The following is a 12876-nucleotide window of genomic DNA, read 5'->3' as shown; positions in this document are numbered from 1 at the left end:
AATTATTTGCATTAAGGTCGCTTACTCATTTTCCTTTTGCGCCGCTGCGGCAGGCGCGGCAAGGGGCGTTCCCGCGGAAGCCTGCGTCTGCGCCTCCGCCTCCGCCGCGGGGACCGTTGCTGCCGCTGGTGCGGGGGCCGGCTGCGCGACCGGCGCGGCCTCGCCTGCGGTGGGCTTGAGGCCCGGGGCCGGTGCGGCCTCTTGCGCCGGCTCGGTGTCCAGCACGTGGGCAAGCATCCCGCGCGCCACTTCCCGCTCGCCCATGATGATGAAATTGGCCCGGCCCTGGCGCAGGCGGTCCACCTCGGCATCCGAATGGGCGCGGGCGACGATCTCGATGCCGGGGTTGAGCTGGCGGGCCTTCTTCATCACCCCGCTCGCCTCGAACCCGTCCGGAATGGCGAGGATGAGCCGTCGCGCGCCCGCCACGTTGGCGGCGGCGATGGCGGCCGGGGAGGCGGCGTTGGCGTCGATGGTCTCCACGCCGGCCGCGCGCAGGGCGTCCACCCGGTCCTCCTGGTCCTCGATGACGAGGAAGGGCAGGCCCGCGGCCGTCAGCCCGTCCGCCACCAGGCGCCCGACGCGGCCGTAGCCGACCAGCACGGTATGGCCCTTCTGCTGCGTCGCCTGCAGGGCAGGGGCGGGCCCGTCCTTCTTCGCCGTGGGGGCGGCCGGCTTCGCCGCGGGCTTCTGCTGGGCCGCGCGGGCGCGGAAGCGGTCGAGGGCGAGGAAGAAGAACGGGTTGGCGAGGATGGAGAGGATCGCCGCGGCGAGGATCAGGTCCCGTCCCTCGGCGGGCAGCAGCTCCAGGTCCACCCCCAGCGCCACGAGGATGAAGGAGAACTCGCCGATCTGCGCCAGCGAGGCGGAGATGGTGAGGGCGGTGAGGTTGCCGTAGCCGAACGCGCGCACCAGCGCGAAGGCGGCCAGCGACTTGCCGACCAGCACGACCAGCAGCGTCGCCAGGAGCGGCAGCGGGCTCTTCACCACGATGGAGGGGTCCACCAGCATGCCCACGGAGACGAAGAACAGCACCGCGAAGGCATCGCGCAGGGGCAGAGTCTCTTCTGCCGCGCGGTGGGAGAGGGGGCTCTCGCTCAGCACCATGCCGGCGAAGAAGGCGCCCAGCGCGAACGACACGCCGAACAGCTTGGCCGAGCCGAAGGCGACGCCCAAAGCGATGGCGAGCACGGCGAGGCGGAACAGCTCCCGCGAGCCGATGTGCGCCACCCAGTGCATCACCGGCGGGATCACCCGGCGGCCCACCACCAGCATGAGCACCACGAAGCCCGCCACCTTGGCGAGGGTGATGCCCAGCGTGGCCCACACGTCACCGCCGCCGAGCCATTCCGCGGTGGTGGTCGCCACCGGCCGGCCGCCGAGCGCGCCGGAGAAGGCGGGCAGCAGCACCAGCGCCAGCACCATCGCCAGGTCTTCCACGATGAGCCAGCCCACCGCGATGCGGCCCTGCTCGCTCTCCACCATGCGCCGCTCCTGCAGGGCGCGCAGCAGCACCACGGTGGAGGCGACCGAAAGCGCGATGCCGAACACCAGCCCCGCGCCGAGGCCCCAGCCCATGAAATGGGCGAGGCCCATGCCCATCAATGTCGCGACGCCGATCTGCGTCACCGCGCCGGGAATGGCGATGGCCCGCACCGAGAGCAGGTCCGACAGGGAGAAATGCAGGCCCACGCCGAACATGAGCAGGATGACGCCGATCTCGGCCAGCTCCATGGCCATGTTGGCATCGGCGACGAAGCCGGGGGTGAAGGGGCCCACCATGATGCCGGCCAGAAGATAGCCCACCAGCGGGGAGAGCTTGAGGCGCTGGGCGAGGGCGCCGAAGATGAAGGCGAGGACGAAGGCCCCGACGAGGGTCGCGATCAGCGGCGTTTCGTGGGGCACGCGTCAAGCCTCCTTCACGGCATAGGCCCGGCGCGCGCGCAGCAGCGTGCCATGACCCGTAGGGTGGGGGATGGCCCGGCCGGGGCAGGATACATTGGCCGGGCAGCAAGTATTATTCACGTGGAAGGCGGCACTGTCATGGCAGGGATGACGTCCGGGGCAGAATAATTTGCCCCTCCCCCGCGCCTTCAGCCGGCGGGGGCGGTCATGGGAATTACGCTCCCGCCTTGAGCCGGTAGATCCGCGCGCCTTCGTCCACGAGCTGGAACTTGCTCCGGGTCAGGGAGAATTCCAGGTTCTCCCGCGTGCCCACGCACAGGAAGCCGCCGCGCACCAGCGTCTCGGCGAAGCGGGCGAGCACGCGGTCCTGCAGCGGCGTGGTGAAATAGATGAGCACGTTGCGGCACAGGACGAGGTGCGCCTCGCAGAACACCCCGTCGGTGACGAGGTTGTGCTCGGCGAAGGTGACGCGGGAGATGAGCTGCTCGTCCAGCTTCATCAGGTCGTAGCGCGCGTGATAATAGGCCGAGAAGCTGTGCGTGCCGCCGGCGGCGAGGTAGCGCCGGGCCGCGTCCGGCGCCTCGCGCAGGGGGTAGATGCCCTCCCGCGCCCGGTCGATGGCGGCCTTCGAGATGTCGGTGGCGAAGATGCGGGTGCGCTCGTAGAGCCCGGCCTCGCTGAGCAGGATGGCCAGCGAATAGACCTCCTCCCCGTGGGCGCAGCCCGCCTGCCAGATGGTGATGTGGGGGTAGGAGGCAAGATGCGGGAACACCTTCTCCTTCAGCGCCCGGAATACATGGGGGTCCCGGAAGAACTCGGAGACCGGCACGGACAGGCCGGCGATCACCTCGGGCAGGCGCTCCGGCGCGTGCAGGAGGCGGGCCGTGAGGTCGGAGACGGTGGGCACGTCGAGGCTGGCGACGAGGTTCCGCACCCGCCGCGCCAGGGAGGCGCGGCTGTAGTCGCGGAAATCGTAGCCATAGCGCCGGTTGAGGGCCTCCACGAACAGGTCGAGCTCGATCTCCTCCAGCGCCAGCGCGTCGCGGGCCTGCTCGTCGCGGGGCGCCTCCGGGGCGCCGTTTCGGGTGGGCGCGGTCATCTGGGCGGCAGCCAGGAGCGGATCATGGAGAGCAGCTTCGGCACGTCGACCGGCTTGGCCAGGTAGTCGCTGGCCCCGGCGGCGAGACACTTCTCCCGGTCGTCCTTCATGGCCTTGGCGGTGAGGGCGATGACCGGCAGCCGGGAGAAGCGCGGCTGGGCGCGAATCTGCGTCATGGCCTCGTAGCCGTCCATCACCGGCATCATCACGTCCATGAGCACGATCTCGATGTCCGGCTGCTCGTCCAGCTGGGCGAGGGCCTTGGCGCCGTCCTGCGCCAGGATCACATTGATGCCGCGGGCCCTCAGCACCTTGGCGAGGGCGAAGATGTTGCGCATGTCGTCATCGACGAGGAGGAGCTTGCGGCCTCCGAGGTCGCCGTCCGGATGCTCCATGAGGCTCTTCGGCTCATGCTGCACCGAATGCAGGAACAGGCTCACCTCGTCCAGCAGCCGCTCGGGCGAGAGGGCGCCCTTCACCACGATGCTGTCGGTGAAGGCGCGCAGCCTCAGGCTCTCCTCCGGGGTCAGGTCGCGGCCGGAATAGACCACCACGGGCACCGGGTGCTCGCCCTGCGCGAGGCGCTCGATCAAGTCGAAGCCGGACATGCCCGGCAGGCCGAGGTCGAGCACGATGCAGTCGAGCTCGGTCTTGGCCGCCAGCTCCAGCGCCACCTCGCCGCTCTCCGCCTCGACGATCTGCGCTTTCTCGCGCGCGAGCAGAGTGCGCACGGCGTGGCGGGCCGAGGCGTCGTCGTCCACCACCATGACGCGGCGGGGACGGTCGGCGGCGAAATGGGCGAGCAGCTGCAGCGCCTCGCCCAGCTTCTCGGCGGTCACCGGCTTGGTGAGGAAGCCCACCGCGCCGAGGTCGCGGCCGCGGCGGGTCTCGTCGAGGGCGGAGACGAAATGTACCGGGATGTGCCGGGTCGCCGGGTCGGCCTTCAGGCGCTCGATCACGGTCCAGCCGTCCATGCCGGGCAGCATCACGTCGAGCAGGATGCCGCCGGGGCGATAGCGGCGTGCCAGCTCCAGGGCGCTCTCGCCGTCGCCGGCCGCGAGCACCTGGTAGCCCTTGCGCCGGACGAGCCCCACCAGCGTGCGGGCGAAGACCACATCGTCCTCCACCACGAGGATCACGGTCGCCCCCGGGGTGAGGGTGTCCCGGTCGTCCGGCACGGTGGGCGCGGCGGCGGGCGCGGGGTCCGCGTCGGCGCGCCAGGGGGCGGCGCTGCGGCGCTGCGGCGTGGCCATGGCGGGCGCGGGGCGCGCGGCGGCATCGCCGTCGGCCTCCTCCACCTCGTCGGCGGCCGGCTCGCCGACCGGCAGGGTGAGCGTGAAGGTGGAGCCCTGGCCGAGCTTGCTCTCCACCGTCACCTCGCCCCCGAGCAGCTGGGCGAGACGCTGGGTGATGGCGAGCCCGAGGCCGGTGCCGCCGAACTGGCGCCGCGTCGAGGCGTCGACCTGCTCGAAGGCCTCGAAGATGGAGTCCATCTTGTCGTCGGGGATGCCGATGCCGCTGTCGGTGACGGCGACCTGGAAGGTTCCGTCCTCAAGGCCATGGCTGAAGGTGACGCTGACGCGCCCCTGCATGGTGAACTTGATGGCGTTGCCGACGAGGTTGGTGAGGATCTGCTCCAGCTTGCCGAGGTCGGTGTAGACCAGGTCCGGGGCGTCGGAGACGCTCACCTGGAAGCGCAGCTTGCGCTCCTGGGCGAGGCGCCGGAAGTTGCGCTCGATGCGCTGGGAGAAGGCGACGAGGCTCACCGGCTCGCACGCCACCTCCATCTTTCCGGCCTCGACCTTGGACAGGTCGAGGATGTCGTTGATGAGCCGCAGCAGGTTGGAGCCGGAGGAGTGGATGATGTTCGCCGCCTCCACCTGGTCGGCGTCGAGGTTGCCGGGCCGGTTCTCCGCGAGGTCCTGGGAGAGGATGAGCAGGCTGTTCAGCGGCGTGCGCAGCTCGTGCGACATGTTGGCGAGGAACTGCGACTTGTACTGGTTGGCCCGCACCAGGTCCCCGGCGCGGGCTTCCATCTGGCGGTTCAGCGCCTCCAGCAGCTCCTTCTGGGCGGCCATCTCCTCGCTGGAGCGGCGCAGGACGTCGTTGGAGGCCTGCAGCTCCTCGGCCTGCACGCGCAGTTCCTCCTCCGAGGTGGCGAGCTTCTGCGACTGGGCGTGGAGCTGCTCGTTGGTGGCGCGCAGCTCCTCCTGCTGGGTGCGCAGCTCCTCCTCGGCGACCCGCAGCTCCGTGGCCTGGCGCTGGCTCTGCTCCAGCAGCACGCGGGTGTGGATGGCGCGGGCGAGGTTGTCGAAGGAGAGGGCGGCCACCGGCATCACCTCGTCGAGCAGGCGGGCCTTGGGGCCGTCCACCGTCTCGATGCAGGCGAGCTCGATCACGCCCAGCAGCTGGTCTTTCAGCACCAGGGGCAAGGCGACGACGACCTTCGGCGTGCCCTCGCCGGTGCCGGAGCGGATCCGCACGAAATCGTCGGGCACCGGCGCAAGCGTGATCTGGCGTCGCTCCATGGCGCACTGGCCCACCAGCCCCTCGCCGAGCTTGAAGCTGGTGGCGAGGTGGCGGCGCTCCGTGAAGGCGTAGCTGCCGATCTGCGAGAGGCTCTCGCTCGCCACGTCGTAGGCGTAGAAGACGCCGACGCCGGCATCGAGCCGCCGGGCGAGCTTGCCCAGCAGCGCGTCGGCGAAGGCCCGCAGCTCGGTGACGGATTGCAGGTCGGCGGTGATGGAGTTGAGGCTGCTCTTCACCCAGTCGGTGTCGCGCGTCTCGATGGACATCGCCTTGAACACCTCGAGGGCGCGGGCGATGGTCCCCACCTCGTCGCCGCGTGCCGTGTCGGGCACCTCGATGTCGTGGTCGTGCCTGGCGAGGCGCGTCATCAGGTCCGCGAGCCGGTTCAGCGGACGCGTGACGACCCGGCCGCCCAGCACAACGCCGCCGGCGCCCGCGAGAAGGGTGGCCACAAGGGCGACGACGTCGATGATGAGGACGATGGCGTCGTTCTGATCCAGCTCCGCGCGGGCGCGCGCGATCTGGGCATTGGCCGAGGCGCTGAGCTCGTCGAGCGTGCCGTTGATGCCGCGGGCGCCCGCCTCGCTGATCTCCGCCGCGAGGAAGCCGCGGACCGCCCCGGCGAGCGCAGCCTCGTTGCCCGCCGCAGCGAGAAGCGGGGCGCCGACCGCCTCCTGCCATGAGTTGGCGATGCGCGTCGCCTTCTCGACGAAGGGGATGAGCGAGGGCTCGGCCGCCGCCTCCGTGCGCAAGGCGGCGAGCCGTTCCGCCACGTCGGCCGTCGCCGCCGGCATGCGGGAGGACAGGGTGGCCGGCTCGGTCAGGGCGCTGCGGACGGTCTGGATCTGGCGCCGGGCGACCGCGCGCGTGGCGGCATCGGTGAGGACGAGGATCCGGCCGAGGGAATCGACCTGGTCCTGGTGCCGCTCGCCGGCGCGGGTGACGACGGCATTGGCGCCGAGGAGCAGGAGAAAGATGCCGACCAGCGTGGAGATGACGCCGGCCGCCTTCCACTGCATGGGCAGGTGAGAGAACCAACCCGCCGACTGTCGCTCAACCATCGCCCTGCAACTCCCCATCGCGCCCGCGGCACCATGCATAGGGGGCGATGAAAAAGAGCTAAAGAACTTTATCGCGCGCGCCCGCCGCGCCTCCGGCGGAACGACGGGAGGCGATGCCCGCCACCGGTGCCGTAAGGGGACGGCCTCCTGCCTCCTGGAAAGCGCCGCGCCGGCAATCGACCGGGGCCACCCTTTTCACATCCGCGCGATCCGGCGACGGCAGCATGCGCAGGCATGTCGTTCCATGGGCGGGTGTGGCGCAAAGGCCACCCCGCAGCGCAACATTGGTGGTACATCGCCGGCATCTGCACTGCGGGCGGTCGCCGGTAGCGTAGTGTTAACCATAATGCCACCTGATCACGGATGAGCGCGGTCGTGCGGCGGAGCGAAACCATCGTTCCGCGCAAAGCGTTGACGCGCGTCGGTATTCGCATCGTTCCGAGTGGACTGCCCCCATGGCCCTTAAGTTTCTGAAGGCGCTTTTTCCGGCGCCCGCGCAGGCGGATCTTTCCCAGGCTTCCGTCGGCATCGCCCGCCGCGTGTTCGTTCTCGGTGCGCCCCTCGCACTTGCCGCCTGCGTCACCAATCCCCCTCCGGCCCCCCTCAGCCGCGCCTCGTCCATGTATGGACCGGTGGACGGCGAGCCGTTCCCGGTGGACGGGGTGGACCTCTCCGAGGTGGACCCCAGGTGGCTGCGCCAGGAGGTGCCGGCCCCGGCCGGCTTCGGCCCCGGCGTGATCCTGGTGGATATCAACGAGCGCTTCCTCTACCTCGTCCAGAAAGACGGCAAGGCCATCCGCTACGGCGTGGGCGTGGGCAAGCAGGGCTACTCGTTCAAGGGCTGGGCCACCATCAAGCGCAAGGAGAAGTGGCCGCACTGGACGCCCACCGCCAACATGGTGAAGCTCCAGCCCGCGCGCTATGGACCCTATGCCAGCGGCCTGCCCGGCGGCGAGACCAACCCGCTCGGCCCGCGCGCGCTCTATCTCTATGACGGCGACCGCGACACCCTGTTCCGCATCCACGGCACCATCGAGCCCTGGAGCATCGGCCAGCAGGTGTCCTCCGGCTGCATCCGCTTGCTGAACCAGGACATCATCGACCTCTACGAGCGCGTGCCGCTCGGCACCCGGGTCTATGTGAGGGGCTGACGCGCCCCTGTCGCGCCCCGGCTGGTCCGGGGCATCCGGTCGCGCGGGGCGCCGCCATGCGGGCGGCGCAGCCCCGGCTGTTCCGCCGGAACCTTGCCGTTCCGGCGCCCGTCCTCTAAGACGCGCCGACTTTCTGATTTTCCGAAAAGCGGCCCGTTATTCCCATGGCGAAAGACTTCAAGCCGAAGGCGCGGCTGCCCCGCGGCCTCGTCGACCGCACCGGCGCGGAACTCTCCGCCACCCGCGCCATGCTGGAGAAGATCCGCGCCGTCTACGAGCTCTACGGCTTCGAGGCGCTGGAGACCCCGGCGATCGAATACACCGATGCGCTCGGCAAGTTCCTGCCCGACCAGGACCGGCCCAACGAGGGCGTCTTCTCCTTCCAGGACGACGACGAGCAGTGGCTGTCGCTGCGCTACGACCTCACCGCGCCGTTGGCGCGCTACGTGGCCGAGCATTTCGACGCCTTGCCCAAGCCTTACCGTTCCTACCGGGCGGGCACCGTGTTCCGCAACGAGAAGCCCGGCCCCGGCCGCTTCCGGCAGTTCATGCAGTTCGATGCCGATACCGTGGGCGCGCCCTCTGTGGCGGCCGACGCCGAGATCTGCATGATGGCGGCCGACACGCTGGAAGCCGTGGGCGTGCCGCGCGGCGCCTACCTGGTCAAGGTGAACAACCGCAAGGTGCTCGACGGCGTGATGGAGGCCATCGGCCTCGGCGGGGACGGGAATGCCGGCCGCCGCCTCACGGTGCTGCGCGCCATCGACAAGTTCGACAAGTTCGGCGCGGAGGGCGTGGCGCTGCTCCTCGGCGCGGGCCGCAAGGACGAGAGCGGCGACTTCACCAAGGGTGCGGGCCTCGATGCGCGGCAGAGCGCGGTGGTGCTCGCCATGCTCACCGGCAACGGCGTCACCGCCGATGCGGACGGGGTGAGGGTGGAGCTCGACGGCGACGTGGAGCTGGCCGCGGCGCTCGTCTCCAACGCGGCGTTTCTGGAAGGCATGGCGGAGCTGAACGACATCCGCAGCCTCGTCGCCGCGGCCGGCTACGAGGACCGGGTGAAGATCGATCCTTCCGTGGTGCGCGGCCTCGAATACTACACCGGCCCGGTCTATGAGGCGGAGCTGACCTTCGAGATCAAGGACGAGGACGGCCGCCCGGTGCGCTTCGGCTCGGTGGCCGGCGGCGGGCGCTATGACGGACTGGTGGCCCGCTTCCGCGGCGAGAAGGTGCCGGCCACCGGCTTCTCCATCGGCGTCTCGCGCCTGCTCGCGGCCCTCGCCTTCCTCGGCAAGATGGACGCGGCGGCGGAGGTCGGCCCGGTGGTGGTGCTGGCCATGGACAAGGAGCCCGCCCGCATCGCCGACTACATGAAGATGGTGTCGGACCTGCGCGCCAACGGCATCCGCGCCGAGATGTATCTCGGCGGCGGCGGCATGAAGGCGCAGATGAAATATGCCGACAAGCGCGGCGCTCCGGCGGTCATCATCCAGGGCTCGAACGAGAAGGACGCCGGCGAGGTCCAGATCAAGGACTTGGTGGAGGGCGCGAAGATTGCCGCCTCCATCGCCGACAATGCGGAATACCGTGCCGCCCGCCCCGCTCAGTTCGCGGTGAAGGAGGCGGCGCTCGTCGCCGCCATCCGCGAGGTGCTGGAGCGTCGCGCCGAGCCGACGCTGGGCCTCGCGGACTGACGCCTCCCGCGCGGCATGCACTCCCGGCGGTGGCGCCGGCTTGAAAGCAAAAGGGGCCCGAAGGCCCCTTTTTTCATGTCTGCCCTGCGCGAGGGCCGGGGGGGCCTCTTCCCCGGCCGGGCGCGCCTCACAGATAGGCGAGCCGGCGGTCGCGGCGACGGTCCTGCACCGGCTGGTAGGCGATGCGGGCATGGGTGGTGCAATAGGGCATGCCCGGATTGCTCCTGCCGCCGCAGAAATGGAAGCTCTCGGTGCCCGGCTCGCCGATGGGCCAGCGGCAGGTGCTCTCCGTGAGATTCATGATGGTGCAGCGCTGCGTCATGGTGACCACGTTGTCCGGCGCCACCGCGGGTGCGGGAGCGGGCGCCTCCTCCGGCGCGTCCTCCAGCTCGGGGGCGAGGGCGGTGTTGCCGATGGTGGCCGGGCGCTGCGGCCGGGGCTGGTCGCGCCGCTGGGGCTGCGGCTGCTCCGGGCCCTTGGCGCGGGGCCGGGCCGGGGCGGGGGCCGCCTTGGTGCGACCGGACAGGCCCAGCCGGTGCACCTTGCCGATGACCGCATTGCGGGTCACCTCGCCGAGCTCACTCGCGATCTGGCTCGCGGAGAGGCCTTCGCTCCAGAGCTTCTTCAAGAGTTCGACGCGCTCGTCATTCCAGCTCATCGCTCTTCTCCATTTGCCGCATCTGATGCCCGAGGAAGGGGGATCTTCAGGATCCGCCCTCCGGGGGCTTGAATTCCGGGGCGCCGCCGAGAGCCCCGATGCCGGTGGAGCCGGAGGCTGGCCGGCTTGCGCTGCAAGCTGGCCGGCGCGGGCTCCTTTGAGAACGCCGCCGATACGCGACCGAGGCCGGCACCCCGGGCGACGCGGGTGTCCAAGACACGGGCGGTCGGACTCCTTCCACGTTCCCGCACGGATCGAGCGCGCGGGTGGTGGCCGGCTTCCCTGGTCCCTGGAATTGGTCCCTGACGTCCTTTGTGCACGACATCTCGTGGCTGACGGATAAGAACCTACAATATGGCTGATGCGCAAAACAGAGTCGGCAACCGCGTCAAGGCCGTTTTCCCCAGCTCCTTAAGGCTTCGTTAACCTGCGGGCCGATGCGCGGGGCCGGCGGGCGCGGGGCTGCGGCCCCGGCCGAGTTGACCTCGCGCCCGTGATCATTAGAATCCGCAGCCGTCGGGCCGCCCCCCGCAGGGCGGCCTTTTTTAGTTTCTGCCGCAGCGACTGTCGCTTTTTGTTCGTCAACCAGTGCCACCACCTAGGGGAACTGACCCTTCAAGGAGTATTCCAGTGATCACCGCCGTTCTGCCGACCTATGCGCGCATCGACCTCGAGTTCGAGAGGGGTGAGGGCTGCTGGCTCGTCACGACGGACGGCCGACGTTTCCTGGATTTCACCGGCGGCATCGCCGTGAACGTGCTGGGCCATGCGCATCCCTATCTGGCCGAGAAGCTCGCCGAGCAGGCGCAGAAGCTCTGGCACACCTCCAACATCTTCCGCATCCCCGGCGGCGAGAAGCTGGCCGACCGGCTGAAGGCCGCCACCTTCGCGGACACCATGTTCTTCACCAACTCCGGCGCGGAAGCGCTCGAGTGCGCCATCAAGATGGCCCGCAAATACCAATATGCGAGCGGCCATCCGGAGAAGAACCACATCATCACCTTCGAGGGCGCGTTCCACGGCCGCACGCTGGCGACCATCGCCGCCGGCGGCAACGCCAAGTATCTGGAAGGCTTCGGCCCGCAGATGCCCGGCTTCGTGCAGGTGCCGTTCGGCGACCTCGACGCGGTGAAGGCCGCGCTCACCCCCGAGACGGGCGCCATCCTGGTGGAGCCGGTGCAGGGCGAGGGCGGCGTGCGGGTCCCCCCCGCGGGCTTCCTGAAGGGCCTGCGGGCCCTGTGCGACGAGAAGGGCCTGCTGCTGGTGCTGGACGAGGTGCAGTCCGGCGTGGGCCGCACCGGCAAGCTGTTCGCCCACGAGTGGGCGGGCATCACCCCCGACATCATGGCCGTGGCCAAGGGCATCGGCGGCGGCTTCCCCATGGGGGCGTGCCTCGCCACCGAGGAAGCGGCCAAGGGCATGACGCTCGGCACCCACGGCTCCACCTACGGCGGCAACCCGCTCGCCATGGCGGTGGGCAATGCGGTGCTCGACGTGGTGCTGGCCGAAGGCTTCCTCGACCATGTGAACGCCATGTCGAACCGCCTGGTCCAGCGCCTCGCGGAACTGAAGGACCGGCACCCGTCGGTGATCGCCGAGGTGCGCGGCCAGGGCCTTCTGGTCGGGCTCAAGGCCAATGTGCCGGCGGGCGACCTCATCCTCGCGATGCGCGAGGAAGGCCTGCTCGCGCCGGGCGCGAGCGACAATGTGGTGCGGCTCCTGCCCCCGCTCAACGTGAGCGAGGACGAGGTGGGCCTCGCCGTGGACAAGATCGAGGCCGCCTGCAAGCGCATCGAGGACGGCCTTGGCGCTTCTCCCGTGAAGGGGGCCGCAGAATGAGTGGGGGGAACGGCGTGCGCCATTTTCTCGATTTGTCCGAGATCCCGGCTGACGATCTGCGCCGGGTTCTCGATTTCTCCAGGGATCTGAAGGCCCGGCGGAAGGCCGGCGAGGTGGACAGGCCGCTCGCCGGCAAGACGCTCGCCATGGTGTTCGACAAGCCCTCCACCCGCACCCGCGTGTCGTTCGACCTCGCCATGCGGCAGCTGGGCGGCGAGACCATCATGCTCACCGGGCAGGAGATGCAGCTCGGGCGCGGCGAGACCATCGCCGACACCGCCCGCGTGCTCTCGCGCTTCGTGGACGCCATCATGATCCGCATCCTCGACCACGAGGACCTGCTGGAACTGGCCGAATACGCCACCGTGCCGGTGATCAACGGGCTCACGCGCATCTCCCATCCCTGCCAGGTGATGGCCGACGTGCTCACCTTCGAGGAGCACCGCGGCCCCATCACCGGCCGCTCGGTGGCCTGGACGGGGGACGCCAACAACGTGCTCGCCTCCTGGGTGCATGCGGCGGAGCGCTTCGACTTCTCCATGAAGGTCGCGACCCCCAAGGAGCTCGGCCCGCGCCAGGCGCTGAAGGACTTCGTGAAGCGCACCAAGGCCAAGGTGAAGTTCATGCGGGATCCGGAAGAGGCGGTGGAGGGCGTCGACTGCGTCCTCACCGACACCTGGGTCTCCATGGGCGACAAGGAGGCCGAGCGCCGCCACAATTTGCTGAAACCCTACCAGGTGAACAGCGCCCTCATGGCCCGCGCCCACAAGGACGCCATCTTCATGCACTGCCTGCCCGCCCACCGCGGCGAGGAAGTCACCGACGAGGTGATGGACGGCCCGCAGTCGGTGGTGTTCGACGAGGCGGAGAACCGCCTGCACGCGCAGAAGGGCGTCCTCGCCTGGTGCTTCAACGCCGTGGGCTGAGGCGCTTGCGGCGG

8 protein-coding genes are annotated in these 12876 nt (G+C 69.9%); 4 read left to right on the top strand and 4 right to left on the bottom strand.

Annotated features, from left to right (window positions below; translation table 11 throughout):
- Nucleotides 1–21: 21 nt before the first annotated feature.
- The 3 genes from ybaL to V5F59_RS17685 form a co-directional block, all read right to left on the bottom strand.
- A complete protein-coding gene (gene ybaL / locus V5F59_RS17695; protein WP_393976518.1) occupies nucleotides 22–1905 on the bottom strand; it encodes a YbaL family putative K(+) efflux transporter in 1884 nt (627 codons plus the stop codon).
- A gap of 214 nt (nucleotides 1906–2119) precedes the next feature.
- The gene (locus V5F59_RS17690) at nucleotides 2120–3004 is read right to left on the bottom strand and encodes a CheR family methyltransferase (protein ID WP_393976517.1); all 885 of its coding nucleotides are present in this window, start codon (nucleotides 3002–3004) and stop codon (nucleotides 2120–2122) included.
- Complete coding sequence (locus V5F59_RS17685; protein WP_393976516.1) at nucleotides 3001–6594, bottom strand: response regulator; 3594 nt, start codon at nucleotides 6592–6594, stop codon at nucleotides 3001–3003. Before V5F59_RS17685 ends, V5F59_RS17690 begins: the two co-directional genes overlap by 4 nt.
- A 455-nt stretch (nucleotides 6595–7049) precedes the next feature.
- On the opposite strand from V5F59_RS17685, the gene V5F59_RS17680 reads away from it, so the two are divergent.
- Both V5F59_RS17680 and hisS read left to right on the top strand, forming a co-directional pair.
- On the top strand, nucleotides 7050–7745 hold the full coding sequence (locus V5F59_RS17680; protein WP_393976515.1) for a L,D-transpeptidase: 696 nt from the start codon (nucleotides 7050–7052) through the stop codon (nucleotides 7743–7745).
- 164 nt (nucleotides 7746–7909) lie between these two features.
- Nucleotides 7910–9439, top strand: a complete 1530-nt coding sequence (gene hisS, locus V5F59_RS17675) for a histidine--tRNA ligase (RefSeq protein WP_393976514.1) — start codon at nucleotides 7910–7912, stop codon at nucleotides 9437–9439.
- A 127-nt stretch (nucleotides 9440–9566) separates the two neighbouring features.
- On the opposite strand, the gene V5F59_RS17670 is transcribed toward hisS, so the two are convergent.
- Nucleotides 9567–10097, bottom strand: a complete 531-nt coding sequence (locus tag V5F59_RS17670; protein ID WP_393976513.1) for a GcrA family cell cycle regulator — start codon at nucleotides 10095–10097, stop codon at nucleotides 9567–9569.
- Nucleotides 10098–10727: 630 nt separating this feature from the next.
- Here V5F59_RS17670 and V5F59_RS17665 point away from each other — a divergent pair.
- Nucleotides 10728–11936 (top strand): aspartate aminotransferase family protein, encoded by a 1209-nt coding sequence (locus tag V5F59_RS17665; RefSeq protein ID WP_393976512.1) that lies wholly within the window; start codon nucleotides 10728–10730, stop codon nucleotides 11934–11936.
- The gene (argF, locus tag V5F59_RS17660) at nucleotides 11933–12862 is read left to right on the top strand and encodes an ornithine carbamoyltransferase (protein ID WP_393976511.1); all 930 of its coding nucleotides are present in this window, start codon (nucleotides 11933–11935) and stop codon (nucleotides 12860–12862) included. Before V5F59_RS17665 ends, argF begins: the two co-directional genes overlap by 4 nt.
- Nucleotides 12863–12876 lie beyond the last annotated feature (14 nt).

The sequence above is a fragment of the Xanthobacter nonsaccharivorans genome (assembly GCF_043194755.2).
Taxonomy (GTDB): Bacteria; Pseudomonadota; Alphaproteobacteria; order Rhizobiales; family Xanthobacteraceae; genus Xanthobacter; species Xanthobacter autotrophicus_G.
Note: the sequence above shows the minus strand (reverse complement) of the source record. Positions and strands in the feature narration are given on the sequence as shown.